We start from the raw sequence: 26,983 nt of genomic DNA, 5'->3' as shown, positions 1-26,983 counted from the left end.
GAAAACGGCATGAGGCGGAACGCGATTTCATCGCATCCGCCTCACAATCTATTCTCAGTAATGATGCCTAGAGGCCGAATGCAGCTTTCGCAGCAGCCAAGCCATCTTTACCGTCAAAAGTAGTCACGCCAGCAAGCCATTTATCAAGAGACTCAGGGTTCTTCTTGATCCAAGCTGTTGCAGCGTCTGTTGGCTCTTCACCATCATTGAGGATTCCGTTCATGATCTCGTTCTCCATTTCAAGGGAGAAGGTGAGGTTTTGAAGGAACTTGCCCATGTTCGCACATTCAGCAGAGTAGCCAGCGCGCGTGTTGGTAAGAACGTCTGCACCACCAAAGTTCGGGCCAAAGAACTCGTCACCACCGGTGAGGTACTTCAGTTCGAAATTGGAGTTCATTGGATGCGGTGCCCAGCCGAGGAAGACGATGTCCTGGTCTTTGCGAGTTTTACGCGCGACCTGGGACAACATGCCAGCCTCAGAGGATTCGACCAGATCAAATTCTTTCAAACCGAATGAATTTTTCTCGATCATATCGAGGATCAAACGGTTGCCGTCGTTACCAGCTTCGATGCCGTAAATCTCGCCATCAAGGTCTCCAGAGAATTTTGCGATGTCTGCAAAGTCCTTCAAACCCTTATCGTAGGTATACTTAGGAACAGCCAAAGTATACTTGGCGCCAACCAGGTTGGTTTGCACAGTATCGACGGTACCAGCTTCACGATATTTGGTGATATCAGCTTCCATTGTTGGCATCCAATTGCCAAGGAACACATCGATATCATTATTTGCTAAGGATGCATAAGTCACTGGAACAGATAGTACTTTTACATCTGTTTCATAACCAAGCGCGTCCAAAACTGATGTTGCAGTTGCTGTGGTGGCTGTGATGTCAGTCCAGCCCACGTCGGAGAAGCGGACCGTTTTACAGGCTTCTGCTTCTGCGGCGAAAGTTGATCCAGTGATTAGTAATAGTACCGAAGCAGAAGTGGACAGTTTCTTTATCAGTTTACTAGCAACACCCATGTATATATCCCCATTTTCGATATTTATTCAGTAAAACAGGAATTTTTGGTAGAAAACACAGCCTAACCATTCCCTGTCAAACAATTAAATTTTCAAATTTCGTGGTTCACATAAGCTAATAAACACACGCTGGACTAAAGGCAAGGACTTGCCGATATATAAATTACGATGAAATCGAAGGCTTTACTTTTCAAATGCTCCAAAATGATCTAAGAACTATTTTTATTGATTGAACGTTCAATAAAAATAAATCCGAAGTGAGTGTGCTGCACATGCCTAAAGTTGGAATGGAAGAGGAACGCAAAAACTCGATTATCATGGGCACTATCAAAGCTATCCATGAAAAGGGTTACGCTGCGACCACTATGGCAGATATTGCCAAGAATGCTGTTGTTTCAACGGGTCTTCCGCATCACTACTTTGGCTCAAAAGCAGCTGTCTTCAATGCAACCATGAGCTATTTGCTTAAGGACTTGAGCAAGCAGTCTCGAAAGCGTTTGTTAAAAGCAAAGTCACCGGTAGAACGGATCGACGCGATCATTCATACCAACTTTAGCAACGAGCAGTTCCAGCCCTCAATCATCTCAGCATGGTTTGCATTTTATGTTGTCGCACGCATTGAACCGGAAACTCGCCGCCTTTTGCAGATCTACCATCGCAGGCTGATCTCCAACCTCACCGCAGAATACCATCGCCTAACTGACCGCGACGCAGCAATTGCAGCCGCGGAGGGCACCGCGGCGATGATTGACGGACTCTGGCTGCAATGTGTGCTGACGACCAGTCACTCAGATGGCGCTCCAGCGACCATATTGGTGCAGGATTACGTCCAGAAATGCCTCAAGAGCTTTAACGCTCCCGAGACCCCATAATAAACCGGAATACGGCTAATAAGCCCAAGAGAAAACAATGACCGCAGATTTCATTATAATAGGTGCAGGCTCTGCTGGATGCGCTCTGGCGAACCGGCTTTCTGAAGATCCCCAGAACAAAGTCGTTTTGCTGGAGTTCGGTGGTTCGGATATCGGCCCCTTCATCCAGATGCCTGCGGCGCTGTCTTACCCTATGAACATGTCCCGTTATGATTGGGGCTATGAGAGTGCGCCCGAGCCACATCTGGGTGGACGAAAGCTTGCGTTGCCACGCGGAAAAGTGGTTGGCGGCTCTTCCTCCATTAACGGTATGGTGTATGTGCGCGGTAATGCCTGCGACTTTGACACCTGGGAAGAGATGGGTGCGAAGGGCTGGGGCTACCAGGATGTTCTCCCTTACTTCCAGCGTCTTGAGAACACAAAGGGCGAGGCTGGCTGGCGCGGCAAGTCCGGACCTCTTTATGTTTCTCGTGGCACACGCTGGAACCCACTTTACGATGCATTCGTGCAGGCAGGTGAAGAGGCTGGATACGCCCGTACTGAAGACTACAACGGTTATCGCCAAGAAGGCTTTGGCGATATGGAAATGACGGTGCACAAGGGCCGCCGCTGGTCTGCATCCAACGCATATTTATGGCCGATCAAAGGTCGCAAAAACCTGGAGACCATTTCCGGAGCGCGCGTACTGCGTGTCCTTATGGAAGACAAACGCGCTGTTGGTGTTGAATACATGCGAGGAGGCCAGGTGCATCAGCTCAAATGCACCCGCGAGGTCATCGTTTCAGCTTCTTCAATCAACTCACCAAAACTGCTAATGCATTCTGGTATTGGTGATGCGAGTGCTCTTTCTGCTCTTGGAATTGATGTGGTTGCGGACCGCAAAGGCGTTGGTGCAAACCTTCAGGACCACCTGGAGCTTTACATTCAGCAGGCCTGTACGCAGCCTATTACGCTCTTTAAGCACTGGAATTTGATTTCTAAAGGCCTGATCGGTGCACAGTGGTTGTTTGGTAAAGCTGGACTGGGCACAACAAACCACTTTGAAACTTGCGGCTTTATTCGCTCCAAAGCTGGTGTGCAGTACCCTGACATTCAGTTCCACTTCTTGCCATTTGCGGTCCGATATGACGGACAGGCAGCAGCAGAGGGGCACGGTTACCAGGTTCATGTTGGTCCAATGCGTTCAAAGTCTCGCGGCTCCGTGACACTGCAATCAGCAGACCCTATGGACAAACCAAACGTCTTGTTTAACTACATGAGCCATGAAGACGATTGGGAAGACTTCCGTCAGTGCATCCGCTTGACGCGCGAGCTCTTTGGACAAAAGGCATTTGACCAGTACCGCGGTAAGGAAATCCAGCCGGGCAGTGATGTTCAAACGAATGATCAGCTTGATGCCTTCATCAAAGAGCATGCGGAAAGTGCTTTCCACCCATGTGGCACCTGTAAAATGGGCGATGCTTCTGACGCAAGTGCGGTGGTTGATAGCGAATGTCGCGTCATTGGCGTCGACGGCTTGCGCGTTGCAGACAGCTCCATATTCCCGCAGATTACAAACGGCAACCTCAATGCACCTTCAATCATGGTTGGCGAAAAGGCTGCTGACCATATTTTAGGAAAAGGTATGCTTCCTGCCAGTGACCAGCAGGCATGGGTACACCCAAACTGGCAGACAGAACAACGGTAAGTGTTGGATTTAAAAATGACGAAAACAGATACTCTGACAAACGAAACCCTACGTGCTCAGCCTAGTGGTTCTCACTTCATCGGCGGCACTTACGTTGAAGATACAACGGGTGAGGAGATCCTGAGCCTTTACCCTGCAACACAGGAAGTGATTGCGCGGGTTCACTCCGCAACGCCTTCAATCGTGGACAAGGCCGTTTCTGCTGCACGTGCCGGGTTTGCGATCTGGCGTTCTACCGCACCTTCCGAGCGCTCCCGTGTTCTGCGCAAAGCAGCCGACCTTATGCGTGAGCGCAACCGCGAGCTTTCCGAGTTGGAAACGCTTGATACGGGCAAGCCGCTTCAAGAAACTCTCGTAGCAGATGCTGCTTCTGGTGCGGAAGCGCTGGAGTATTTTGCAAGTGTTGCTGCAACGACGAACGGTGAGCACATTGATCTGGGCGGCTCTTACGCCATGACAAAGCGTGAGCCATTGGGCATTTGCCTTGGTCTCGGCGCTTGGAATTACCCGATCCAGATCGCAGCATGGAAGGCTGCACCGGCTCTGGCCGCTGGCAATGCAATGATCTTCAAACCTTCTGAAGTGACCTGCCTGTCTGCGCTTAAACTGGCTGAAATCTTCCGTGAAGCTGGGCTTCCAGATGGTGTGTTTAACGTTGTACAAGCAAACCGGGATGCCGCTGCTACGTTGGTCGCTCACCCTGAGATTGCCAAGGTTTCCCTGACGGGTTCTGTACCAACAGGCAAGAAGGTTGCTGAGAAAGCATCTTCACAGCTTAAACATATGAGCCTTGAGCTGGGCGGCAAGTCTCCTATCATCGTGTTTGAAGACAGCGATATCGACAACGCAGTTGCAGCAGCAATGAACGGTAACTTCTACTCCACCGGTCAGATCTGCTCTAACGGCACACGTGTTTTTGTTCACTCCTCTATCAAAGCTGAATTCCTCAAGCGCCTCAAAGAGCGGACTGAGAAAATCATCATTGGTGACCCGATGAATGAAGATACTCAGCTTGGCCCACTGGTTTCCAAGCCGCAGCTAGACAAAGTGATGGATTACATCAGTGTTGGGCAAAGCGAAGGTGCGGTGCTGTTTACTGGAGGCAACCGGCCACAGGTCGACGGTTTAGGCGAAGGCCTCTTTGTTGCACCAACAGTCTTCACCGAAGTTAAAGACGACATGCGCATTGCTTGCGAAGAGATCTTTGGTCCCGTGATGTGTGTGCTGGACTTTGATGGTGAAGCAGATGTCATCCGCCGCGCTAACGACACCGAATTCGGTCTTGCAGCTGCGGTGTTCACCAAAGACATTCAGCGCGCTTACCGGGTTATTGATCAGTTGGAAGCTGGCACATGCTGGATCAACAACTACAACCTGACACCAGTAGAAATGCCGTTTGGTGGCTTCAAAAATTCCGGTATTGGACGCGAGAACGGCCAGTGGGCATTGGACCAGTACTCTCAGGTCAAAAGTATCTATGTTGAGATGGGAGATGTTGAGGCTGGCTGGTAAGCGAGTTACTCACGCACCAAGATAAACACAAGAGAATAGGGGCTTCGGCTCCTATTTTCATTTTAAAGGCCTAATAATACTGAGGCAATGCGACTGCTGAAGCTTCGGTTTTATTGCAAAACGCCCTAGGCAATCCCTGAAATTCAATCCACATACATTGCTAATATTCCCAGTGCTTATCTCGGTCCAACCTAGAAGAGACGACTAGCGCATTTAGGGAGGACGCTATGTTAACAATCGCAGTGAGTATGATTATGGGATTCTGTTTTATGGTTTTTGCGCTCTTGTTTGTCGCCATAAAACAACGGTGAGCCGACACCTCTATAAGGCCAACGAAAAGCGAGCCGCTCAACGCGCCAAATTCTTTCTTGGTGGGCCTCGCTTTGAAGGTTTTGAAGTCATGCTGCCTAAAACTCGAAAAGCGTCCTAACCGCTCATAGGGCGGAGGCGTCAGGTGCGCCTGTCGCTTTCTCTCTTCCTCCAAAGTATCATTTACTGCAATATATTTTGTATGCAAATATTTGGCATACAAAATATATAAGGGCCGCCCATGCACGGAAATGACTGCATTTTTTACTTGCTCTCACGCAGTGCCAGGCGTAGCGCCCGCTTTTATAAAAAGCAGCTTGAAGGGCTTGGACTTACACCGGTTCAATCAATGGTGTTGCAAGCGCTTGCATTGCAGGACGGTTGCACGACTTCACAGCTCAGCAAAGCATCTGAGCTGGACAATGCCACACTAACAGGAGTGTTAGATCGGCTTAGTCCCGCCGGATACCTTGAGCGCAGGGCAAGCCCTGAGGATCGACGTACCCAACATATCTTACTTACTGAGCAGGGTCGCAGCATTGCCAGTTTGCTCGACAGTTTAACCGAAGACGCAAACTCAAAATTTCTTAGCGGTCTGAACGACGACGATAAGGATGAACTTAAGGCATTTCTGAGGCGCTTTTAATCGCAGAAATTTTCAAGAGGACGGATTAGAACAATGGATGCAAGAGTTATATCAGGTCTGGATTTCCTACAGAGCTTAAAAAAAACAGGGAACCGCCCGGCAATGGCGGTGACTATGAACGTGGACATGGACCGCATTGAGGATGGATTTGTCCGGATGACATGCACTCCAACTAACGATCATGTTAATCCTGGCGGCACTGTCCACGGGGGCTACGCAGCCACAGCTTTGGATACTGTGATCTCCCTCGCGGTTCAGACCAAACTTAAGGACGCGTTCAGTTTTCGTGGGACCTCTGAAATCAACGTCAAGTACATCCGACCAATTTCAGTCGGTCAAGCGCTTTACGCAGAAGCTCGCGTTATCAGCATGACGCGCCAAACAGGCATTTCTGTAGGTGAAATCATCGATGAAAATGGGAAAATCTATGCCTATGCTTCCGGAACTGTCATGATTAAGCCAGAAGACTAGGTGTATAAATCGGAAAAGAAGCACATACTAACCTCTATGTGCTTCTCCTATTGTGGACAACTTAGCCAGCTTAATTAATTATTCCCATGACTAGCAGAAATTGAAGTAGAGATTAGAATTCACCTAAAATTACAATATTTTAGCATAAAGATCCTGATATAATCGCACGCCAGAAGTGATCAATAAGACAATCAGATAGAAGCGCAATAATACACCGCGCTGCAGCAGGTCATATTTTACAATTGCATATATATGACAATACACGCTATACGTGCTGCGTGTAATCCTGCATTGAGAACTCCGACGTTAAATTTCCCCAACGCGCTTTCGGAATAACCTCATGCCAAAACAAAGCGGTTTGAACCATGTTGCACTCGAACTCTGACCGATCCCTTATTTCCCGCTTTGGAATTTCTCCCTGGTCAACTTCCAGCAACCGGAAAAGCGACGCAGTCTATAATTATCTGGAGGAACAGATAATTGTTGGCGCGCTCAAACCGGGCGACGCGATTGCTGAGCAACAAGTGGCAGATGCATGTGATTGCGCGCAGGGAACCGTACGTGAGGCTCTATTTAAACTGCAGCAGTCAGGCTTAGTGGTTCGCCATGATTACAAAGGCACACGCATTGCTGGGATCAGCCATGCAGAAGCGGTCGAGATCGTAAAAATCCGCATGCAACTGGAAGAGCAAGCTGGACGCATGATTGCCTCAAAAATTTCAAGTACGGTGCGCGACCGGCTCTTTGAAATTTTAGATGCCATGTGCCAAGCTGCTGATGACAATGAGATATTTCTGTGCAGTGCATATGATCGGCTCTTCCATGCTACACTGTTTAGTCAAGCAAACTTAAAGGGGCTCGAGCCTATTTTGGAGCGTTGCGCGCTGCACATGCACCGCGTAACACTATCGCACAGAGATATCCCGCTTGATGGATCGAGTATCCATGAAAAACATATTACGATCATAGAAAGCCATTGCAAGGGCTCGCCGGAAGAAGCAGCAAGAGCTGCACGAGAGCATGTTAGCTTCCTGTTTGACCGCTGGATGTCAGAGCACACATTTCGAGAGTTATCAGTCTAAAGAACTCTCTTTGATTTTTTGTAGAGAGCCCTTTGCCAGGACAATATTGCAGGGTACCTAGCCCTTCCCTTAGAAGAGCGCGATGATTTGCGGCCCTTTCAATTGAGCCTTTACCCGTTCAATTCTCTTAGCGTGCTCCCACTTATGCGGGTCAGGGCCAAGTATCAATCACACTCTCGGGACATTAGGCGACAGCGCAAGAAAAAAGCCGAGGTGCGCATGCACCCCGGCTTTTTCTTTGGACGTTATATCTGAGCGTTTTACCTAAACGTCGAGGTTTGCAACAGAAAGTGCATTTGTTTGGATGAAGTCGCGGCGTGGCTCAACTTCATCTCCCATCAATTTGGTAAAGATATCGTCGGCTGCATCAGCTTCTTTAATTCTAACCTGCAGCAAGGAGCGTACATTTGGATCCAGCGTTGTTTCCCAAAGCTGCTCTGGGTTCATCTCGCCCAGCCCTTTATAGCGCTGCATGGAAATGCCCTTGCGCCCCTGTGCGTAGACCGCACTCAACAGAGCTTGAGGGCCCCGAATTTCAATTGTTTTATCCTTGCGATTCAGCGAGGCTGCCTTGTGGTAAATTTCATCCAAATGTTTGAAATGAGAAGCCAGACGACGCGCATCTGCTGAGGCAAGCAATGCAGCATCAATTGTGGTGACTTCCTTTACACCGCGAACAGTACGGGTAAAGATTAAATCACCCTCTTCAGTTGCTTCGCCTTCCCAGCCACGCTCAAATTCATCAGCCAAAATGTCCAGACGGCGCGCAATGTAAGCAGCAGCTTCCTGCGCTTTTTCGCGGTCGTGCATGTTATCTGGGTTAAGCGCACCTGCAATTGCAGCTTGCTCAACAACCGCACGATCATAACGAGAATGTAAGCCGTTAAGAACGTTGGAAATATCGCGAGCTTCTTCTACGACACCGCGAAGGTCCTCTCCCATGCGAACTTCACCGCCGGATAAGGTCAAAGATGTGTCATCCAAGCCAGCTCTGACAAGGTATTCTTCCAGTGCCGCTTCATCTTTCAAATATTGCTCGGATTGACCACGCTTCACTTTATAAAGTGGAGGCTGTGCAATGTAGACATATCCGCGCTCAATCAATTCCGGCATCTGACGGAACAAGAAAGTGAGCAGAAGAGTTCTGATGTGCGCTCCATCCACGTCAGCATCTGTCATGATGATGATTTTGTGGTAGCGCAGCTTATCAATATTGAACTCTTCAGTACCAATACCGGTACCAAGCGCCGTGATAAGGGTTCCGATCTCCTGGGAAGAGATCATCTTATCGAAACGAGCGCGTTCGACGTTGAGGATCTTACCTTTCAAAGGAAGGACGGCCTGATTGGATCTGTCACGGCCCTGTTTGGCAGAGCCACCAGCGGAATCACCCTCCACCAGGAAGAGTTCGGCTTTAGAAGCATCACGCTCCTGACAATCAGCTAGCTTACCCGGCAAGGAGGCGATATCCAGCGCTCCTTTGCGGCGCGTAAGCTCACGTGCCTTACGAGCTGCTTCGCGCGCGCTAGCTGCTTCAACCACTTTGGAAACGATTGATTTAGCTGGCTGCGGGTTTTCTTCCAACCACGTGGACAGCGCCGCACCAACAAGGTTCTCAACGACTGGACGAACTTCTGAAGAAACCAGCTTGTCTTTTGTCTGAGAAGAGAACTTTGGATCTGGAACTTTTACCGAAAGAACACAGGAGAGACCTTCACGGCAATCTTCGCCTGTTGGGCTCACTTTTTCACGCTTCAAAACCCCAGAACTGTCGGCGTAACCAGTCAACTGACGTGTCAGAGCTGCTCGGAATCCGGCAAGGTGTGTACCGCCGTCGCGCTGGGGAATGTTGTTTGTGAAGCAAAGAACGTTTTCGTGATAACTGGAGTTCCACCACATCGCAACTTCTACAGTGATGCCATCTTTTTCGGCCATCATTGTAACTGGTTCTTCAATCAGCGGATGTTTTGCGCGGTCCAGGTAGCGAACGAAAGCCTCTAGGCCACCTTCATAAAAGAGCTCTTCCTGGCGCGCCTCAACACCGCGATTATCTGTCAGGATGATACGTGCACCAGAGTTGAGGAACGCCAATTCACGGAGGCGGTGCTCTAGTGTGTCGTAATCAAACTCAACATTGGTAAAGGTCTCCTGAGACGGCGTAAATGTAACCTCAGTCCCTGTGCGGCCAGGAGCGTCACCAACAACCTCAAGTGGCGCTGCAGCCTCTCCGTGATGGAAGCGAATGAAGTGCTCTTTATCATTGCGGAAAACACGCAGATCCAATGTTGTTGAGAGCGCATTAACAACGGATACACCAACGCCGTGCAAGCCGCCGGATACCTTGTAGGAATTGCTGTCGAATTTACCGCCTGCATGAAGCTGCGTCATGATCACTTCGGCAGCAGAAATGCCTTCTTCGGAGTGAATATCAACCGGAATGCCACGGCCATTATCTGTCACCGAAACAGAGCCGTCTGCATTGAGCGTAACAGTCACATGGTCGGCATGACCTGCGAGCGCTTCATCGATGGCATTGTCGACAACCTCATAGACCATATGGTGCAGACCAGAGCCATCATCGGTGTCCCCGATGTACATGCCAGGGCGCTTACGTACAGCATCCAGGCCTTTCAGCACTTTGATGGAATCTGCACCGTATTCGCCTGTGCCATTTTCCTGCTCAGGTCCGCCATTTTCTGGGGTCGACGTTTCGCTCATTCGAATCACTTCACACTACGGTTTTCATTGAAACTAATGTTATAATTGGTTGGGCAAATGGTTCAAGCAATCTGGGGAGTGAACCGCTCGTAAACCAAGGGAAATATAGCACAAACTCTGTTTTGTGGGGGGATAATTTACTAGGTGTGCCTCTCATGCATTCACATTCGCTCACTGTGCTCTAAGTTTCTGTTTTTACCTGCATCTTTTTTACAAAATCAAAAACTGTTTTTTGGCCACATGACACAGGCACTTTCAACAGCCATGAATGTCATTGATCGCTGTAAGAGCCTTAGGTGACCATACGAAAAAACCGCCCCACCATAAACGTGAGACGGCAGCCTTCTACAGCATTCCGCCTTTAGCAGCCGCACTGTTCACTCTTGTTGCTAGCGCGTTACCATGGTTGCAGCGACGCCAACCATTACCATGCTGGAGCCTTTGTTAAGGCGCTGAAATGCTTTTTGAGAAGACATCAGCTTCTTTGCAGAGACGGCCAGATAAGCATATATGCCGAACACCGAAAACAGCACGCAGGCCATCGTGGCTGCAAGCTCCCAATATGCGAGTAAATTGATTTTTTCCATCGGAACAATATTTGGCATCAAAGCCAGATAGAAAATCACTACCTTTGGGTTCGAAAGGTTCATGGATAGGCCGGCAAGCAATGCGGTCATTCGAGATGAAGCGTTTACGGCAACTGCATCTGCCTGAGTTGGCGCGACGCCCTTTGCATTCCACATTCCCCACGCGACATAGAGAAGATAGGCAGCCCCCACCCATTTAAGCACGACAAAGACCACGGCATAACTGGTTGCAATGGCTGCCAGCCCGGTTATCGCCAGCGTGAACCAGAATAGATCCCCACAGATCATGCCTATTACAAAAACAGGAGTTCCGCGCATCCCTTGTCCGAAGATACGCGCAAGCAGAGCGGCGACGCCCGGGCCGGGGGTAATTGCAGCAGCGAACAAAGTTCCTGCAAAAAACAAAAGTATAGCCAAATCCATTATGTTGCTCTTCTTATTGTGTGACGACTGCTGCTGCTGCGCCAAACATTGCGAAACTAGCACTCTTGTTCAAACGGGAGACCGCTCTTTCCGACGTTAAGAGCTTTCTCGCCTTCACCGTTATGCCGATATACAACGCAAATACCACCAATAATACGCTCAAGGTCACAAGCATAAGCCCCATAGAGCCCGCTGCTGTCAGCGCCTCCATTGGAACCACACTCGGCATCAAAGCTGCATAAAAGAGCACGCCCTTTGGATTCGATAGTGTAATCAGCATGCCTGAAAGAAGCGTTTTGGCTCCACCCTTGGCCTTTTCAGGTGCAACATCAGCCTGCGTAAGCAAGGACGGTGTCTGCAAGCGACTGGTTCGCCAGAGTTTCCAAGCAAGGAAAAGCAGGTAGGCCGCGCCAGCATATTTCACAGCGATGAAGGCCGTCGCATATGTCGCTGCAAGCTTCGCCAGGCCCAAAATTGCCAGCAAAAACAAGCTTATGCTTCCAAGCAACATGCCTGCAACGAATGTAAATGTGCCTTGCAGTCCAAAGCCTAGTGTGCGCGAAACCAACGCTGTAATGGCTGGCCCCGGCGTAATAGCCACAACGAACAGGGTTGCCCCAAAGATAAGGAGGGTTTGCAAGTCCATGATATCACACAGGTTAGAAGAGGAGGGACTAAACAGGTAAGACAGTTTGCATTGGAGCTAGCCAACTCAATTTGCCATAAACTATTTAACGTATATGCCTGTTCGCGCGTAAAACGGCATCACTATTTGGATAGGCGCGCCTGAGGATAATCACATAGAGTTTCAGCTAACAAGCGAGATAAATGCGCGTAGCGTACAGGTCAGCTCAATTAAAATACCGATTACTCTCGGTGAACCAGCACTTCCAAAATCTTAGCAGACTGTTCAATCGCAAGCTTTAACAGAGTGAGATGGTGCCGTTGGCAACTTCGAAAATCTGGGCACCGCTCGGCAGATCCTTGAAAAGGGTCTGATCGGTCCCTGTCATAAACACTTGTCCGCCCAAGGCTTCAAGCCTTGTAAACAGAGCCTCCCTGCGCCCGGGGTCCAAATGTGCTGCTACTTCATCCAGCAATAATATAGGCGTCATCCCTGAAATCGACGCAGTCAAGTCGGCGTGCGCTAGAACCAGACCGATCAGAAGTGCTTTTTGCTCGCCCGTTGATGCCTGAGACGCTGGCATCTGCTTTTCACAATGAACCACGTAAAGATCAGAACGATGCGGTCCATCAAGGGTGCGCCCAGCCGCCCTGTCTCTAAAGCGACCTTCGACCAAAAGCGCTCGATAGCAATCTTCACGATCTGAAGCACACAACCCAATCGTTGCAGCTTCAAAAGCGCCTTGGAGATGGATTTCTGCCGTCGGGAAGGGGAGACCAAGCTGCTTTTGGTTATCAAGGGTTTTGGAAAGAAGGCTTACTGTTTCACTGCGTGCCAAAGCCACAGCAGTCCCCAACTCTGCGACCTGCGCTTCAATCGCATCCAAAAATTCTGGGGTTCCACCATCAGAAAGCAAGCGATTTCGCTGACGCAACGCTTTTTCAAAGCTTGCAACGCTGCGCCCATGGGATGGATTGAGGGAAAGAACCAGCCGATCCAGAAACTTGCGCCGGTCAGAGGCTGACCCCGTGAACAAACCATCCATAGACGGAACAAGCCATAAGACGCGCAGGTATTCCAGCAGAGCTTCGGAAGAACGGGCTTCTTCGCCGTCAATACGAACGCGGCGCCCAGCTTCTCCAGCCGTCAGACCAGTGCCGATGCGGGTTTCGCCATATTCTCCATCCAACACAGTGCTGACAGCCCAGCCACCAGCCCCGTCAGCCCGCGCGATATCGCCAAGTGTAACACGGCGAAGCCCGCGACCTGCAGACAGAAAGGAAATCGCTTCCAAAATATTGGTTTTGCCTGCGCCGTTGTTGCCCACAAAAGCGACCATCCGGCTGCCCAACTCAACGCTGGCGGCGCTGTAGTTCCGAAAATCCGTTAGCGCGAGGCGAGAAAGCGCCACAGGCACTGGATCCGACATTCAGGCTCTCTTTGGTTACATGAACGAAAAAAGCCCTCAACTGACTAAGTTGAGGGCTAAACATTTAAACGCGCATTGGCATCAAAACGTAAATTGCTTCGTCACTGCCTTCATCACGGATAAGAGTTGGAGAACCGGAATCTGCAAGAGTGAAGAGCGCTGTGTCTGCTTCCAGCTGAGCTGCAACGTCCAGAAGGTACTTGGAGTTGAAGCCGATTTCGAACTCTTCGTCGTCGTACTCAACCGCAACTTCTTCTGTTGCAGTGCCGGAATCTGGGTTGGTGACGGTCAGAACAATCTTACCTTCACTCAACGAGATTTTAACTGCGCGGCCACGGTCAGATGCGATGGTAGAAACACGATCAACTGCTTCTTTGAAGACATCACGATCAACGCGCAATTCCTTGTCATTTCCTTTTGGAATAACACGCTCATAATCCGGGAAAGTCCCGTCGATCAGTTTGGATGTGAGAATGATATCGCCAATGGTGAAGCGGATCTTGGTTTCGGAAATTTCAACTTTGATCTCGGCTTCTGGCTCATCAAGAAGCTTTTGGATTTCACCAACGGTTTTGCGCGGAACGATAATGCCCGGCATACCTTCTGAGCCTTCAGGTGCCCCAAGTTCAGCTTGAGCGAGGCGGTGTCCATCCGTTGCAACAGCGCGAAAACGCAGCTCATTGTCAACTTCCAGAGAATGCATATAGATGCCGTTGAGGTAGTAGCGTGTTTCTTCCGTTGAAATCGCGAACTGCGTGCTATCGATCAGTTTTCGGATGCCACCTGCTGTCATTGTGAAGCTGTGAGAAAACTCACCAGCCGTCAGGTCAGGGAAGTCCGTTACTGGAAGGATCTGCAACGCGAAACGGGAACGCCCGGCACGAATTTCCATGGTGCTGTCGTCACCCGACGTTTCCAAAACAACTTGGGAGCCATCTGGCAATTTGCGAACGATTTCGTAGATCATATGGGCAGGCACAGTTGTTGCGCCTGGCACCTCAACCATTGCAGCGATGCTTTCCACGACCTCAAGATCCAAGTCGGTTGCTTTCAGGTTCAGGTTGCCACCTTCTGCCTGCAACATAACATTGGAGAGGATTGGAATGGTGTTACGCCGTTCGACCACACGGTGTACGTGGGTCAGAGACTTCAAAAGCTCGGTCCGCTCAAGTGTCACTTTCATGCGAAACGTCCATTCTTCTGGGCGGAGCCACGTTCCGGTGCAACGAACTCCGCGAATTACTAATATAAACTGCCCGTTTGCCCGCCCAAAACTCCGGTTTGCGCGGGCAGTCCGCAACAAAAAATCTGAGCTTCAGTACGGTCGTCCAAACTGCACGTTTCGCCTTCAAAATGCAAGAGGGGCGCTGCAAGCAGCGCCCCAATAATCACCAATTTCCGACAAGGAGCGCTTATACTCCTGTATTAGTGAAAGCTCATTACGCGTCTAGCATACGCTTTAACAGCTCCAGCTCCTGGGCAAGACCATTATCCGCCTTGGAAAGCTCTTCGATTTTTCGAACAGCATGAAGCACGGTTGTGTGATCGCGATTACCGAAGCGACGGCCAATTTCTGGCAGAGAACGCGGTGTCATCATTTTGGCCAAATACATGGCAATCTGACGAGGGCGTACGATCGTTCTGGTACGACGCGCAGAAAGCAGATCAGCTTTTGTAACGTTGTAGTGCTTAGAAACTATACGCTGAATGTCTTCGATTTTCACACGACGAGGCTCAGCTGCACGGATGAGATCACGCAAAGTGATTTCAGCCATCTCCAGTGTTACCGGAGAGTTAGTCAGCTGATTATGCGCAACGAGACGGTTCAAGGCACCTTCCAGGTCACGACCTGAAGATGTCACGTTGCGTGCAACGTAATCCAGAACAGCTTCTGGCACCGTAAAGTTCGGGTATGAGCGCTGCTGAGCGCGCATGCGGTCTTCAATGATAGCGCGACGAAGCTGGAAATCTGGCTCGGAAATATTTACGACCAGACCACCTGCCAGACGGGAGCGAACGCGATCATCCAGGCTTTCCAATTCAGCCGGAGCGCGGTCAGCTGCAACAACAACCTGACGGGCACCATCAATCAATGCATTAAGAGTGTGGCAGAACTCCTGCTGCACCTGTTTTCCATGAAGAAACTGCATGTCATCAATCAAAAGAAGATCGATAGAACGCAAAGTATCTTTAAAGGACATTGCAGATTGTGCCTGCAATGCAGCTACAAAGCGATACATGAAGTGTTCTGCAGTAAGATACAAAACCCGGCGCCCTGCCATGCGAGCCTGGTTGGCAATCGCCTGCATAAGGTGGGTTTTACCAAGACCAACAGATGCATGAAGGTAGAGAGGGTTAAACGTTACTACGCCGCCGCCTGCAACCTGCTTAGCCGCAGCAAGCGCCAAAACGTTGGACTCGCCTTCAACAAAGCTCTCAAATACGTATTTCGGATCGAGAGAAGCGCCCTCAAGCACATCTTTGGAAGACAAGTCAGAACGACCAGCCCGACCACCCATCATTGCAGGCACCGGAGAAGTCGCCCGCAATCCAACAGGATCATTCACCTGAATTGGACGCATATCAGCAGTTTTTCCACCCAATGCGGGGCGGGCAGCTGGTTTTGCCGATGCTGGACGAGGACGAATGGCACCACGAACGGTGAGTTCAATCTTATGAATGTCGTCACATTCGTTTTTCCAAAGTCCCATCAGACGCTCTGAATAATGAGACTGGATCCACTGCTTAAGAAACCGGGTCGGTACAGACAAACGAACAGTGCCGTTGGTGTGACCTTCCATATCTACGCGTGCAAACCAGCTGGTGAATACGTCTTCACCCAGTTCCGCTCGTAGACGCTTCTTAACGCGATCCCATTGCTCCGGCCCTGGAGCTTCCTGAACGTGCATGCTCGCCTCCTTGCAGCCATTGGGTATTCCGCCACAGATACCCAACCTTCAAATCTATTATGCTCATTTTGAGCTTGGTTGTACCAGACGCTTATGGTTTTAGGTTGTCATTAGACAAAAACATCGCATCGGTGCGACGCCCACACACCGTTGCTGAATTCTAATATTTCTTGAGAGCTATCCTTGGCTCCAAGGAAGGCCTTGTGCCTTCCATCCGGAAACCGACCCTCGATGACCTTCAGCGTCATGACCGCCTTCAAAGCCGTTTGCTATGTTGTAGCATTTTTTATAGCCAAGAGCTGTCATTGCTATCGCTGCTGCCTTACTTCGAACACCAGAGCGGCACAAAAAGAAGATTGCAGCGTTTTGGTCAAGTCCTTTTTGCATCAAAGCGTCAGAAAGTTGGTTCGCAAAGCCCTCATGAGGACCGTTGGACGGAAATCCCTGCCATTCAGCGAGTACGACTTCCTTACCAATCATGGAAAGATCCGGTATACCTACGAAGGTCCATTCAGCGTTGGTTCTTACATCTACAAGAGTTGCAGAACTATCAGCTTTCAAGCTTTCGAAGACTTCCGTAACGCTTCGATCACCTGCATAAGCCGCTTGCATAGAATCTTCCATTTACTAACCTAAACGCATTCCGTTAACTCACCCAATTGAGTGGGTCACTATAAAAAGACTCAAAATCGAATTTCAAGAAAAATCAACATCGGAAAGCAATATTAAAAGTCAGCTGACGTAAAAAACCTAGCTACCTAGAAAGCAAATACTATGACCTGCGACATCTAGACTTTACGACTTCTGACCAGCCTTGCTTGACCCTCGTTCGGTTCTTCTAACTTGTATGCTGGGATCGGATAGTAACCCGACTTCTTCTTGACCATACACAGCCGATTTTGGTCCCGCAATAGCGGAAAGTTTACAAAACGCAAATGCCCTTTCTATTACGCGGGGTCAAGCTCATACCTCGTCAACGGTTAAGTTCGGCAAAAAGCAGTGAACTCAACAACTTTCTTAATATGCACTTGGTTAATGACGGGTCAGGGAAGCAAATAAAAAAAATTATTCGGCAATCTCTTGACTCGCCAAGAATCTGCTCATTTAGCCTGCGACAAAATCAACCTAGAACCAACCTTTTGTTTTTAAAGGCCTTTCTTTGACAGGCTCTGAGAGTTCCCATTAGGCGAACCGCCCAGAAAATGCCCCAGTTTCATCCTAGGGAAAGCTTATCCAGCTAACAAAAAAGCCCGGCCATGCGACCGGGCTTTTTTAGTCCAAAATACTTGGATTAGGCACTGAGTGCCTTAATACGGGCATTCATACGAGACACTTTGCGAGACGCAGTGTTCGAATGTATAACGCCCTTAGAAGATGCACGCATGATTTCAGGCTGTGCAACTTTGAATGCTTCGTTAGCAGCTGTCTGGTCACCCGCGACAATTGCTTCTTCCACTTTGCGTACGTATGTACGTACACGGCTACGGCGAGCCTTATTAGTGGCCGTCTGGCGAGCAATTTTACGTGCCGCCTTCTTGGCCGAAGGAGTGTTGGCCATGGGCTCTGTCCTGATCTGTCAGTAAGAACTGTTTTCAAATCGCGAACGAGGCCGCCCAGAGCCGCCCCGGTCAAACGAATTCAGTGACGGACAAAACCCGTCACCGGTTGTGGAGCGCTTATAGTTGGGAGTCTTAGCCTCGTCAACGAAAAAAGGAGTAGTCCTGCTTAAAAAGACCTTATCCGTCTTCAAATTCAGGTTTTCTCTTCTCCATAAAGGCTTTCATTCCCTCTTTTTGATCGCTTGTTGCGAACATAGAATGGAACAGGCGACGCTCAAAACGAATACCTTCTGCAAGTGTTACTTCGTAAGAACGGTTTACACTTTCCTTTGTCATCATAACAATTGGAGTAGAGAAACTTGCAATCTTTTCAGCAGCTTTGATTGCTTCGTCGACCAGGTCATCATTGGCGACCACACGTGAAACAAGGCCTGAGCGCTCAGCTTCAGATGCATCAATCATACGGCCTGTCAAGCACATTTCCATCGCTTTGGACTTACCAACAAACCTTGTTAGTCTTTGTGTACCACCTGCACCTGGCATAACACCAAGTTTAATTTCTGGCTGACCAAATTGTGCCGATTCTGCTGCCAGAATAAAATCACACATCATTGCCAGCTCACATCCACCGCCCAGCGCAAAACCGGCGACGGCTGCAATGACAGGTTTGCGCTTTTGCGCGATCTGGTCCCAGCTGGTGATATAATCCATCATATAGGTCTGCGGGTACTCGTAGTCCGCCATAGCCTTGATGTCTGCACCAGCAGCAAAGGCTTTTTCTGATCCGGTGATCACCGTTGCCCCGATCTCAGGGTCACGATCAAAAACATTCAAAGCCTCGTCCAGCTCAGCAATAAGGTCGCTGTTCAGCGCGTTCAGGACTTTCGGACGGTTGAGTGTGATCAGCCCAACTTTGCCGCGAGTCTCGACTAAAATATTCTCGTAGGACATACGTCCCTCCCAATAAATTCACCTTGGATTTCTGCTCTAACATTGAAGAGTGCCTGCTCAGCGGCAAGGTATCCGTTTGTCGTAGTTCAATCAGCTGAGAAGCATAGCTTGCTCTGGAAACAGAGCCGCAAGCCCCTCTTTGCTCGCAGCGCACACGCCGCGCTCGGTGATTAATGCCGTGACGTATTTTGAAGGGGTCACATCAAACGCAAAATTGGAAACTGGCGTTTCAGGCGGGCAAATGCGCACCTTCTTAACATCGCCTTCTCTGGTTTCCCCTGAGATCCAAGCCACTTCTTCGTCATCGCGTTCTTCAATTGGAATTTCTTTCACGCCGTCTCCAACGGTCCAGTCGATTGTGCTGGAGGGGAGTGCGACATAAAACGGGATTTCATTGTCATGAGCTGCAAGCGCCTTCAGGTAGGTGCCGATTTTATTGCAGACATCGCCGTGAGCTGTGGTTCTGTCCGTTCCCACAATGCACATGTCCACTAATGCGTGCTGCATGAGGTGTCCGCCAGCGTTGTCGACCACCAGCGTGTGCGGTACCCCGTGCTCACCCAACTCCCATGCCGTCAGACCTGCGCCTTGATTGCGTGGACGTGTTTCATCAACCCAAACATGGACCTTGATGCCTTTGTTGTGCGCCTGATAAATCGGCGAGGTTGCCGTGCCCCAGTCCACAGTCGCCAACCAGCCTGCATTGCAATGTGTGAGAATGTGTACAGGTTCACCATCAGGCTTATGTGCCGCAATCTCCTCAATCAGCCTCAGTCCATACTGACCAATCGCTTCATTGCAGGCAACATCCGTTTCGCTGATTTCCAGAGCGCGCTTCCAAGCTGCCTCAGCACGGCGCTCAGGGGCGAGGGGGGCAAGCAACCGGCGCATATCATCTAGCGCCCAGCGCAAATTAATTGCTGTTGGGCGAGTAGCATGAAGAACGTCCCATGCGTTGCTTAAGGCTACATCACTCGGATCACGTGCCATTTCCAGAGCCATACCAAACGCCGCTGTCGCCCCGATGAGCGGGGCACCGCGCACCCACATGTCCTTGATGGACTTGGCAGCCTCTCCCAGATTGGTCAACTCGACTTCCACGAAGTGGTGAGGAAGGCGTGTCTGGTCGATAATTCCGACCGATTTTCCAATTTCTAACGGCCATATGGATCGGTATGCCTTGCCATGCACTTTCATCAGAACGTCTCCTACCCCTGTATGCGATGTACAACCTACGTTATCGAAGTTTTCCGCGAGCTAACCTGCATTTTATTGTCTCCGGTTTCTTTTCCTCAAAAAGTTTGGCTCGCACACCTCAGATGGCCCCATCAATTTAATTGATAGTTTCAGCGCCTCTTTAACCTTAGCGAACTATGCTAGAGTGCTAGTTTACACCTCAAATAGGCTGTATTGATGAAGGAGGCCTATGATGACCCCTCAAAATGCTAGAATCCCTATGATGGGTGAAGATGGCCTTCTGACAATGTTGGAGTGGGCGGCAAGAGAAGGTTGGAATCCAGGCGTCGACGATGCTGCGCCATACTTTGCAGCTGACCCAAAAGGTTATCTCGGCTGCTATTTGGATAACCAACTTGTTTCAATGGTTTCAGCAGTTAAATACAGTCCATCCTTCGGGTTTTTGGGCTTTTACATCACGCACCCAAAATTCCGCAAACAAGGATATGGCTCACTCGTATGGCGTGAGGCGATGCGCTTGCTGGAAGGGCATACGGTCGGGCTTGATGGGGTTCTTGAGCTACAGGAGAACTATGAGAAATCAGGCTTCAAGCTGGTTCATAAAAACATGCGATATTCCGGCATGCCAAACGTTAACATACCAATGGATCAGCGGCTTTCCATCATCGGCAACGGCATTATTCCGAGCCTCGTGAAGTATGACAGCAATTACTTTCCGACAGAGCGAGCTGATTTTCTGAACCGCTGGCTTGAGCCTATGAACCCTATGCGCTGGGGTCTCTATCTGATTGAAGAGGGGGTTATTCAGGGGTACGGTGTCATCCGCGCCGCCATCGATGGATACCGTATTGGGCCTCTCTTTGCCGAAACGCCTAGAGGAGCAGACCTGCTGTTTCGCGGGCTTGCCGGTAGTGTGAAGGGCGAAATGGTCAGCATAGACCTGCCATTGCCCAACGAAGATGCAGTTGAATTGGCTGAGCGCTATGACCTGTCTCCCGTATCCTCTACGGCCCGAATGTACAAAGGGCAGGACCCCAACCTTCCGCTCAAAAACATTTACAGCTTTGCGAGTTATGAACTAGGGTAGTTTCGGGCGAACTTGGCTTATTGCAATTAGGGGGAAACATGGGTGCAGGTATCTTTCAAAAAATGCTGGATGGCACACTGCCGCTTCCCAGAGCTGCAGAAACTCTTGGCGCACATATTGTTGACGTAGACCCGAGCGCTGGCAGTATCGTTGTCGAGTTCGATGGCAAAGAAGCATTCACCAATCCGGTTGGGAATTTACAGGGTGGTTTTCTAGCTGCAATGCTGGATGACACTATGGGCCCTGCTTTAACCGCGACACTTGGCGAAAATGAATTTGCTCCCACTTTGGAGCTGAAAATTAATTTTATCGCTCCTGCACGCGTTGGCAAACTGACGGGTTACGGCCGCATTATCTCAAAAGGGGGAACGGTCTGCGTTTTAGAAGGAGAGTTGGTGCAAGATGGCGCGCTCGTAGCACGCTCCTCTGCAACGGCGCTCATTCGAAAAATTTCAAAGCCAGCACCAACAAGATAGCCTCACCAGATATAAGCGGGTTGGGGTTGATGTACCAACCCGGCCTAGGCGGATTAAACTGATAGCTTTCCGTACCTTACGATCTCTAAGCGGTCGCTTAAAGCCCCTACTGAGGCAACAATGTCTCTCGGTCCAGTTGCTGTTCGTGCGCTTCTTCCTGGAGCCATGCTTTGAAAGACTTCACCACTGGGCGCAGGGTCCGGTTTTCCGGGTAGACGAAGTGGTAGGCGGAGGAGAGTTTCAAGCTGATGTTGAACAGGCGAACCAATGTGCCAGAGGCGAGTTCTTCTTCAATAAAGAACTTTGGAACCAATGCGACGCCAAGGCCAGATGCTGCTGCTTGTGCGATCATCGTAAACTGATCAAAGCGCGGCCCCTGAAATGCGCTGTCTGTTTCTACCTCAGCCATAGAAAACCACTTTTGCCATGCGTCTGGCCGCGTTGACTGGTGAAGCCGCATCACATTCACCAAATCCTCCGGTTTGTGCAGACCATGGCGATCCCTAAATGCTCTGGAGGCAACTGGAATGACCTCTTCCTGAAACAGCGGTTCAGCTATTGCGCCTGCCCAGACAGGTTCTCCGTAATGAATTGCACCGTCAAATGGCTCTATAGAAAAGTCAAAGGGCCGAAGACGGACAGATAGGTTAAAGCTGGCTTCTGGATAGCGCTCATGAAACCGAGGTAGGCGGCGAGACAGCCAGCGGGTTCCAAATGTTGGCAAAACAGCGACATTCAAAACGTCTTCACTACCCGCAAAGGACATAACCTGACGGGTCGCGCTGGTCATTTTTTCTAGTGTACCGCGAATATCATGCAGGTAAATGCGTCCAGCATCAGTCAAGACGATGCGCTGGCGAATGCGTTTAAACAATTCAACGCCCAAACGCCCCTCAAGCAGACGAACTTGTTTGCTTACTGCTCCTTGAGTTAGGAAAAGCTCTTCTGCTGCTCGCGTGAAGCTGCCATGCCGCGCAGCGCTCTCAAAAGCGATCAAACAATCGATCGGAGGTATAAATCCACGCTTCATCCTAACCTCTCATGACACCAAAACAGCCAAACACACTTAAAACCGCAAGGTTAGGCACACCCATCACGAACAAATTTCGTTCCATCTGGCATCATCTCCTTAGAATGGCAGAACACCAAACAGACCTAAAAACATACATATCCTACTGATTTTAAATATTTTTCTTCCAAGCACAAGATGCATACGAGATTCGCAGTCATTCCATATTCGCATGAATACTGGAAAAGACGTAGCTTTTATGAACGCTCAGGACAAGTGAAACTCCTTCTAAATTTGATACCAGCCGTTGCTCACAGTTTGGAGGCTCCCATGACCGTAGGTCTGGATACCGCGCAATTCACGCAGGAAACAATTGAACTCATGGAGCGCATGGGTGTCACCCGCGCAAGCCTTGAAGGTGGTACGCTTGCTGCAACTTCCCCTATCTCCGGTGAAACTCTGGCGATGGTGAAGGAAGACAGCGTTGAGGAAACCTCCGTTGCAATTGGCCGTGCGCATGATGCTTTCAAACAGTGGCGTAAACTGCCATCCCCTCGTCGCGGTGAGCTGGTTCGTCTCCTAGGCGAAGAACTTCGCACCTACAAAAACGACCTTGGTAAGCTGGTAAGTCTTGAGGCAGGTAAAATCACCTCTGAAGGCCTCGGTGAAGTGCAGGAAATGATCGATATCTGCGATTTCGCAGTGGGGCTTTCCCGTCAGCTATACGGCTTAACCATTGCAACTGAGCGCCCAGGTCACCGTATGATGGAAACTTGGCACTCTTCTGGTGTTGTTGGTGTGATCTCTGCCTTCAACTTTCCGGTAGCCGTTTGGTCCTGGAACGCAGCCCTTGCCTTTGTTTGCGGCGACTCAGTTGTCTGGAAGCCTTCAGAGAAGACACCTTTGACGGCATTGGCTGTTCAAGCGCTATACAAGCGTGCAGCAGCAAAATTCGGCGAAGAAGCACCGGCTGGTCTGATGGAAGTCATTCAGGGCGGGCGCGACGTTGGCGAGACACTCGTGGACGATAAACGCGTTCCGGTGATCTCCGCAACAGGCTCAACGCGTATGGGCCGTCAAGTTGGTCCTCGTGTGGCTGAGCGTTTTGGTAAGTCCATTCTAGAGCTGGGTGGCAATAACGCTGCAATCGTCACGCCTTCTGCCGACCTCGACCTGACACTACGCGGCGTTGCCTTCTCTGCGATGGGCACATGTGGTCAACGGTGCACGACTTTGCGCCGCCTCATCACCCATGACAGCGTTTATGACGCGCTGATCCCGCGCCTCATCAAAGCATATTCCTCCGTAAAAATTGGCGTACCTACTGAAGATGACACGCTGATTGGTCCGCTCATCGACAAAGACGCTTTCGACAACATGCAAAAAGCCCTGGAAGCTGCAAAGGCAGCTGGTGGCAAAGTACATGGTGGTCAGCGCGTCCTTAGCAAAGAATTCCCAGAGGCATACTACGTTCAGCCTGCAATCGTTGAGATGCCAGGGCAGGTGGGGCCGGTTCTTGAAGAGACCTTCGCGCCTATTCTTTACGTTGTTCGCTACACTGACTTCGATGAGGCAATTGAAATTCAGAACGGCGTAGGGGCTGGCCTATCCTCTTCTATCTTCACCAAAGATATCGGTGAAGCTGAAACCTTCGTCTCCGTTGTTGGCTCTGATTGCGGCATCGCAAACGTCAACATTGGTCCATCCGGCGCTGAAATTGGCGGTGCATTCGGTGGTGAGAAGGAAACCGGTGGTGGCCGCGAAGCTGGCTCTGATGCTTGGAAAGCGTATATGCGCCGCGCCACAAACACCATCAACTACTCCGGCGCCCTTCCGTTGGCGCAGGGTGTAAAGTTTGACGTTGAATAAGGAATTTTCAGAATGAGTAGTGATCCAACAGGCGGTGGTGTTTTCAATTGGGAAGACCCGTTCCTGCTGCGCGAGCAGTTGGGCGAAGACGAAGTTCTCATTATGGAAAGCGCGCGCGCCTATGCTCAAGAAAAGTTGCTGCCGCGTGTAATTGAAGCCTACAGCGAAGAAAAAACGGACCGCTCTATCTTTAACGAGATGGGAGAGCAGGGGCTTTTAGGCGTAACTCTTCCTGAGCAATATGGTGGCTCCGGCGCGTCTTATGTCGCCTACGGACTTGTTGCTCGCGAAGTTGAGCGCGTTGACAGTGGCTATCGCTCCATGATGAGTGTGCAGTCTTCGCTGGTGATGTACCCAATTTACGCTTACGGCTCTGAAGAGCAGCGGATGAAGTACTTGCCAAAGCTGGCTTCTGGTGAATTTGTTGGCTGTTTTGGCCTAACAGAGCCGGATGCAGGTTCTGACCCGGCAGGCATGCGTACACGAGCTGAAAAGATCGACGGCGGCTACCGTCTTACCGGTTCCAAAATGTGGATCTCCAACTCACCAATCGCAGATGTATTTGTGGTTTGGGCGAAGTCGGAAGCGCATGACAACAAGATCCGTGGGTTCATCCTTGAAAAAGGCATGAAGGGCCTGAGCGCTCCTAAAATTGGCGGTAAACTGTCTCTGCGGGCGTCCATCACCGGTGAAATCGTCATGGATGGCGTTGAAGTTGGTGAAGATGCTTTGATGCCAAACGTTTCTGGTTTGAAAGGCCCATTTGGCTGTCTCAACCGTGCTCGTTACGGCATCTCCTGGGGTGCGCTCGGCGCTGCCGAAGATTGCTGGATGCGCGCGCGCCAGTACGGCATGGACCGTAAACAGTTCAACCGTCCTTTGGCACAAACTCAGTTGTTCCAAAAGAAGCTTGCAGACATGCAGACCGAGATTTCACTTGGCTTGCAGGGCTCGCTTCGTGTTGGCCAGCTGTTTGATCAGGGAAAAGTTGCTCCCGAGATGATCTCTCTGGTCAAGCGCAACAACTGCGGCAAGGCTCTGGATATCGCTCGTCAGGCACGCGATATGCACGGCGGCAACGGTATCTCTGAGGAGTACATGGTCATGCGCCATGCGCAGAACCTTGAAACCGTCAACACATACGAAGGCACGCACGATGTGCACGCCCTTATTCTGGGTCGTGCGCAGACTGGCCTTCAGGCTTTCTTTTGAGCCTAACTTTTTAGGAGGCTGTTTCTCTGCCTCCTGATAAAACCGGCGCTCGTAAATTCCCGCCCTTAAATTCGAGCGTCGGTTCTTTTTTGCTTTCCTTCTCTCTCGTGTGATCAGGTGTGACTATGGCGATAGCCTCAGTTGATGTTGCTATTATTGGAGGCGCTGTCATCGGGTCATCGGTGGCATACCACCTTGCTCAGCGCAACGACTTCAAAGGAACCATTGCAGTCTTTGAAAAAGACCCGTCGTATCAGCGTTGTGCCTCAGCACTGTCTGCTGCATCCATACGCCAGCAGTTCTCTTCTTCCATAAACATCGATATCTCTCTGCACGGTATCGACTTTCTGCGCAATATTGGCGAGCTTCTGGAAGTTGATGGCGACAAACCACGTATTGATCTGGTTGAGGCTGGTTACCTGTTTTTGGCAACGACTGACAAACGCAGTATTTTGGTAGAAAACCATGCTCTTCAGCAGAGTAAGGGTGCGGATATCGGTTTTCTGGAAGCGCATGCGCTTAAGGCAAAGTTTCCATGGCTCAACGTGTCTGACCTTACAGCGGGGTGCCATGGTCTTTCCGGTGAAGGGTGGTTTGACGGATACGGCCTGATGCAGGCGTTTCGCCGTAAAGCCCGCTCTTTGGGAGTGCCTTATGAGCCAGTGCAGGTTGTTCATCTGGAAAAGATCATGGGTGGCAGCTGGATCTTGACACTTTCCAACGGTGAACAGATGGAAGCTGGTGTTGTGGTCAATGCCGCTGGAGCCTCTGGTGGGATGCAAATTTGCCTGGAAGCGGACCTGAATATCCCAATTCACTCGCGCAAACGCATGATTTTCACGTTTGAGTGCAGAGAAGAGGTTCCCAATCTACCACTCCTGATCGACCCAAGTGGCACCTATGTACGACCAGAGGGAGCTGGCTTTATTTGCGGCAGTGCGCCCGCCGAGGCTAATGATCTGGACTGCTTTGACTACGATGTTGATTATACGTTCTTTGAGGAACACCTTTGGCCCACGCTGGCAAACCGAGTTCCGGCGTTTGAAGCAATCAAGCCGGGCGCGGCATGGGCTGGCCATTACGATATGAACCTGTTTGACCACAATGCTTTTGTGGGGCCAGTACCTGGCATTGAGGATTTTTATATCGCTCTGGGGTTCTCAGGACATGGCTTACAACAAAGCCCATCTGTTGGACGCGGCATTGCCGAGCACATTGTAACCGGTCACTATGAAACACTGGACCTTTCCGAGCTTGGAGTTGAACGCCTCGGCCGCAACAAACCACTGATTGAGAGAAATGTGGTGTGAATTGCGACATGCTGGAAGC

23 protein-coding genes are annotated in these 26,983 nt (G+C 50.2%); 11 read left to right on the top strand and 12 right to left on the bottom strand.

Annotated features, from left to right (window positions below):
- Window positions 1-67 precede the first annotated feature (67 nt).
- A complete protein-coding gene (locus tag BMZ51_RS06665) occupies window positions 68-1,024 on the bottom strand; it encodes a choline ABC transporter substrate-binding protein (RefSeq protein ID WP_139201347.1) in 957 nt (318 codons plus the stop codon).
- A 272-nt stretch (window positions 1,025-1,296) separates the two neighbouring features.
- Here BMZ51_RS06665 and betI point away from each other — a divergent pair, with 272 nt between their 5' ends.
- The 6 genes from betI (at window position 1,297) to BMZ51_RS06630 (ending at window position 7,603) form a co-directional block, all read left to right on the top strand.
- Window positions 1,297-1,896 carry a transcriptional regulator BetI gene (gene betI / locus BMZ51_RS06660; RefSeq protein ID WP_068005011.1) on the top strand — a complete coding sequence of 200 codons (600 nt, stop codon included), beginning with the start codon at window positions 1,297-1,299 and terminating at the stop codon, window positions 1,894-1,896.
- Between the two features lie 37 nt (window positions 1,897-1,933).
- A complete protein-coding gene (betA, locus tag BMZ51_RS06655) occupies window positions 1,934-3,583 on the top strand; it encodes a choline dehydrogenase (RefSeq protein WP_068005009.1) in 1,650 nt (549 codons plus the stop codon).
- A 15-nt stretch (window positions 3,584-3,598) separates the two neighbouring features.
- Entirely contained in the window at window positions 3,599-5,095 is a 1,497-nt protein-coding gene (gene betB, locus BMZ51_RS06650; RefSeq protein ID WP_068005283.1) for a betaine-aldehyde dehydrogenase, read from the top strand.
- 550 nt (window positions 5,096-5,645) lie between these two features.
- Window positions 5,646-6,050, top strand: a complete 405-nt coding sequence (locus tag BMZ51_RS06640; RefSeq protein ID WP_068005007.1) for a MarR family winged helix-turn-helix transcriptional regulator — start codon at window positions 5,646-5,648, stop codon at window positions 6,048-6,050.
- Between the two features lie 33 nt (window positions 6,051-6,083).
- Entirely contained in the window at window positions 6,084-6,521 is a 438-nt protein-coding gene (locus BMZ51_RS06635) for a PaaI family thioesterase (protein ID WP_068005005.1), read from the top strand.
- 365 nt (window positions 6,522-6,886) lie between these two features.
- Complete coding sequence (locus BMZ51_RS06630; protein ID WP_068005003.1) at window positions 6,887-7,603, top strand: GntR family transcriptional regulator; 717 nt, start codon at window positions 6,887-6,889, stop codon at window positions 7,601-7,603.
- A gap of 264 nt (window positions 7,604-7,867) precedes the next feature.
- On the opposite strand, the gene gyrB is transcribed toward BMZ51_RS06630, so the two are convergent.
- From gyrB to mtnA, 10 genes are all read right to left on the bottom strand, one after another.
- Window positions 7,868-10,321, bottom strand: coding sequence for a DNA topoisomerase (ATP-hydrolyzing) subunit B (gene gyrB, locus BMZ51_RS06625; RefSeq protein ID WP_068005001.1), 2,454 nt, complete (start codon window positions 10,319-10,321; stop codon window positions 7,868-7,870).
- A 389-nt stretch (window positions 10,322-10,710) separates the two neighbouring features.
- Window positions 10,711-11,331, bottom strand: a complete 621-nt coding sequence (locus tag BMZ51_RS06620) for a LysE family translocator (protein ID WP_068004999.1) — start codon at window positions 11,329-11,331, stop codon at window positions 10,711-10,713.
- Between the two features lie 13 nt (window positions 11,332-11,344).
- Window positions 11,345-11,977 carry a LysE family translocator gene (locus BMZ51_RS06615; protein ID WP_068004996.1) on the bottom strand — a complete coding sequence of 211 codons (633 nt, stop codon included), beginning with the start codon at window positions 11,975-11,977 and terminating at the stop codon, window positions 11,345-11,347.
- A 277-nt stretch (window positions 11,978-12,254) separates the two neighbouring features.
- On the bottom strand, window positions 12,255-13,385 hold the full coding sequence (gene recF / locus BMZ51_RS06610) for a DNA replication/repair protein RecF (RefSeq protein ID WP_068004994.1): 1,131 nt from the start codon (window positions 13,383-13,385) through the stop codon (window positions 12,255-12,257).
- 64 nt (window positions 13,386-13,449) lie between these two features.
- Window positions 13,450-14,568, bottom strand: a complete 1,119-nt coding sequence (gene dnaN / locus BMZ51_RS06605) for a DNA polymerase III subunit beta (RefSeq protein WP_068004991.1) — start codon at window positions 14,566-14,568, stop codon at window positions 13,450-13,452.
- 256 nt (window positions 14,569-14,824) lie between these two features.
- Window positions 14,825-16,294, bottom strand: a complete 1,470-nt coding sequence (gene dnaA, locus BMZ51_RS06600) for a chromosomal replication initiator protein DnaA (RefSeq protein WP_068004989.1) — start codon at window positions 16,292-16,294, stop codon at window positions 14,825-14,827.
- 177 nt (window positions 16,295-16,471) lie between these two features.
- Window positions 16,472-16,906 (bottom strand): rhodanese-like domain-containing protein, encoded by a 435-nt coding sequence (locus BMZ51_RS06595; RefSeq protein ID WP_068004987.1) that lies wholly within the window; start codon window positions 16,904-16,906, stop codon window positions 16,472-16,474.
- 679 nt (window positions 16,907-17,585) lie between these two features.
- Window positions 17,586-17,852, bottom strand: a complete 267-nt coding sequence (gene rpsT, locus BMZ51_RS06590) for a 30S ribosomal protein S20 (RefSeq protein ID WP_068004985.1) — start codon at window positions 17,850-17,852, stop codon at window positions 17,586-17,588.
- Window positions 17,853-18,030: 178 nt separating this feature from the next.
- Window positions 18,031-18,804: an enoyl-CoA hydratase gene (locus BMZ51_RS06585; protein WP_068004984.1), complete on the bottom strand. Its 774-nt coding sequence runs from the start codon at window positions 18,802-18,804 to the stop codon at window positions 18,031-18,033.
- A 90-nt stretch (window positions 18,805-18,894) separates the two neighbouring features.
- Window positions 18,895-20,001 carry an S-methyl-5-thioribose-1-phosphate isomerase gene (mtnA, locus tag BMZ51_RS06580; RefSeq protein WP_068004982.1) on the bottom strand — a complete coding sequence of 369 codons (1,107 nt, stop codon included), beginning with the start codon at window positions 19,999-20,001 and terminating at the stop codon, window positions 18,895-18,897.
- Between the two features lie 232 nt (window positions 20,002-20,233).
- On the opposite strand from mtnA, the gene BMZ51_RS06575 reads away from it, so the two are divergent.
- Window positions 20,234-21,088: a GNAT family N-acetyltransferase gene (locus BMZ51_RS06575; protein WP_068005281.1), complete on the top strand. Its 855-nt coding sequence runs from the start codon at window positions 20,234-20,236 to the stop codon at window positions 21,086-21,088.
- A 38-nt stretch (window positions 21,089-21,126) separates the two neighbouring features.
- Window positions 21,127-21,564, top strand: coding sequence for a PaaI family thioesterase (locus BMZ51_RS06570; RefSeq protein WP_068004980.1), 438 nt, complete (start codon window positions 21,127-21,129; stop codon window positions 21,562-21,564).
- A gap of 106 nt (window positions 21,565-21,670) precedes the next feature.
- On the opposite strand, the gene BMZ51_RS06565 is transcribed toward BMZ51_RS06570, so the two are convergent.
- Window positions 21,671-22,594, bottom strand: coding sequence for a LysR substrate-binding domain-containing protein (locus tag BMZ51_RS06565; protein ID WP_068004978.1), 924 nt, complete (start codon window positions 22,592-22,594; stop codon window positions 21,671-21,673).
- Between the two features lie 309 nt (window positions 22,595-22,903).
- Here BMZ51_RS06565 and amaB point away from each other — a divergent pair, with 309 nt between their 5' ends.
- The 3 genes from amaB (at window position 22,904) to BMZ51_RS06550 (ending at window position 26,964) form a co-directional block, all read left to right on the top strand.
- Complete coding sequence (gene amaB, locus BMZ51_RS06560; RefSeq protein WP_068004977.1) at window positions 22,904-24,442, top strand: L-piperidine-6-carboxylate dehydrogenase; 1,539 nt, start codon at window positions 22,904-22,906, stop codon at window positions 24,440-24,442.
- Between the two features lie 12 nt (window positions 24,443-24,454).
- Window positions 24,455-25,654, top strand: coding sequence for an acyl-CoA dehydrogenase (locus tag BMZ51_RS06555; protein ID WP_068004975.1), 1,200 nt, complete (start codon window positions 24,455-24,457; stop codon window positions 25,652-25,654).
- Window positions 25,655-25,779: 125 nt separating this feature from the next.
- Window positions 25,780-26,964 (top strand): NAD(P)/FAD-dependent oxidoreductase, encoded by a 1,185-nt coding sequence (locus BMZ51_RS06550; protein WP_068004974.1) that lies wholly within the window; start codon window positions 25,780-25,782, stop codon window positions 26,962-26,964.
- Window positions 26,965-26,983: the final 19 nt, after the last annotated feature.

Origin of the sequence: Pseudovibrio axinellae, assembly GCF_900110875.1 — a bacterium.
GTDB lineage: Bacteria > Pseudomonadota > Alphaproteobacteria > Rhizobiales > Stappiaceae > Pseudovibrio > Pseudovibrio axinellae.
The sequence above is the reverse complement of the archived record's forward strand: the minus strand, read 5'-3'. Positions and strand labels throughout refer to the sequence as shown.

Coding starts and splice junctions, on each gene's coding strand:
- BMZ51_RS06550 (WP_068004974.1), top strand. CDS start 25,780: ATGGCGATAGCCTCAGTTGATGTTGCTATTATTGGAGGCGCTGTCATC.
- dnaN (WP_068004991.1), bottom strand. CDS start 14,568: ATGAAAGTGACACTTGAGCGGACCGAGCTTTTGAAGTCTCTGACCCAC.
- BMZ51_RS06615 (WP_068004996.1), bottom strand. CDS start 11,977: ATGGACTTGCAAACCCTCCTTATCTTTGGGGCAACCCTGTTCGTTGTG.
- BMZ51_RS06635 (WP_068005005.1), top strand. CDS start 6,084: ATGGATGCAAGAGTTATATCAGGTCTGGATTTCCTACAGAGCTTAAAA.
- amaB (WP_068004977.1), top strand. CDS start 22,904: ATGACCGTAGGTCTGGATACCGCGCAATTCACGCAGGAAACAATTGAA.
- BMZ51_RS06640 (WP_068005007.1), top strand. CDS start 5,646: ATGCACGGAAATGACTGCATTTTTTACTTGCTCTCACGCAGTGCCAGG.
- betA (WP_068005009.1), top strand. CDS start 1,934: ATGACCGCAGATTTCATTATAATAGGTGCAGGCTCTGCTGGATGCGCT.
- BMZ51_RS06585 (WP_068004984.1), bottom strand. CDS start 18,804: ATGTCCTACGAGAATATTTTAGTCGAGACTCGCGGCAAAGTTGGGCTG.
- rpsT (WP_068004985.1), bottom strand. CDS start 17,852: ATGGCCAACACTCCTTCGGCCAAGAAGGCGGCACGTAAAATTGCTCGC.
- dnaA (WP_068004989.1), bottom strand. CDS start 16,294: ATGCACGTTCAGGAAGCTCCAGGGCCGGAGCAATGGGATCGCGTTAAG.
- mtnA (WP_068004982.1), bottom strand. CDS start 20,001: ATGAAAGTGCATGGCAAGGCATACCGATCCATATGGCCGTTAGAAATT.
- BMZ51_RS06595 (WP_068004987.1), bottom strand. CDS start 16,906: ATGCAAGCGGCTTATGCAGGTGATCGAAGCGTTACGGAAGTCTTCGAA.
- betI (WP_068005011.1), top strand. CDS start 1,297: ATGCCTAAAGTTGGAATGGAAGAGGAACGCAAAAACTCGATTATCATG.
- BMZ51_RS06575 (WP_068005281.1), top strand. CDS start 20,234: ATGACCCCTCAAAATGCTAGAATCCCTATGATGGGTGAAGATGGCCTT.
- BMZ51_RS06570 (WP_068004980.1), top strand. CDS start 21,127: ATGGGTGCAGGTATCTTTCAAAAAATGCTGGATGGCACACTGCCGCTT.
- BMZ51_RS06620 (WP_068004999.1), bottom strand. CDS start 11,331: ATGGATTTGGCTATACTTTTGTTTTTTGCAGGAACTTTGTTCGCTGCT.
- BMZ51_RS06665 (WP_139201347.1), bottom strand. CDS start 1,024: ATGGGTGTTGCTAGTAAACTGATAAAGAAACTGTCCACTTCTGCTTCG.
- BMZ51_RS06555 (WP_068004975.1), top strand. CDS start 24,455: ATGAGTAGTGATCCAACAGGCGGTGGTGTTTTCAATTGGGAAGACCCG.
- gyrB (WP_068005001.1), bottom strand. CDS start 10,321: ATGAGCGAAACGTCGACCCCAGAAAATGGCGGACCTGAGCAGGAAAAT.
- BMZ51_RS06565 (WP_068004978.1), bottom strand. CDS start 22,594: ATGAAGCGTGGATTTATACCTCCGATCGATTGTTTGATCGCTTTTGAG.
- recF (WP_068004994.1), bottom strand. CDS start 13,385: ATGTCGGATCCAGTGCCTGTGGCGCTTTCTCGCCTCGCGCTAACGGAT.
- betB (WP_068005283.1), top strand. CDS start 3,599: ATGACGAAAACAGATACTCTGACAAACGAAACCCTACGTGCTCAGCCT.
- BMZ51_RS06630 (WP_068005003.1), top strand. CDS start 6,887: ATGTTGCACTCGAACTCTGACCGATCCCTTATTTCCCGCTTTGGAATT.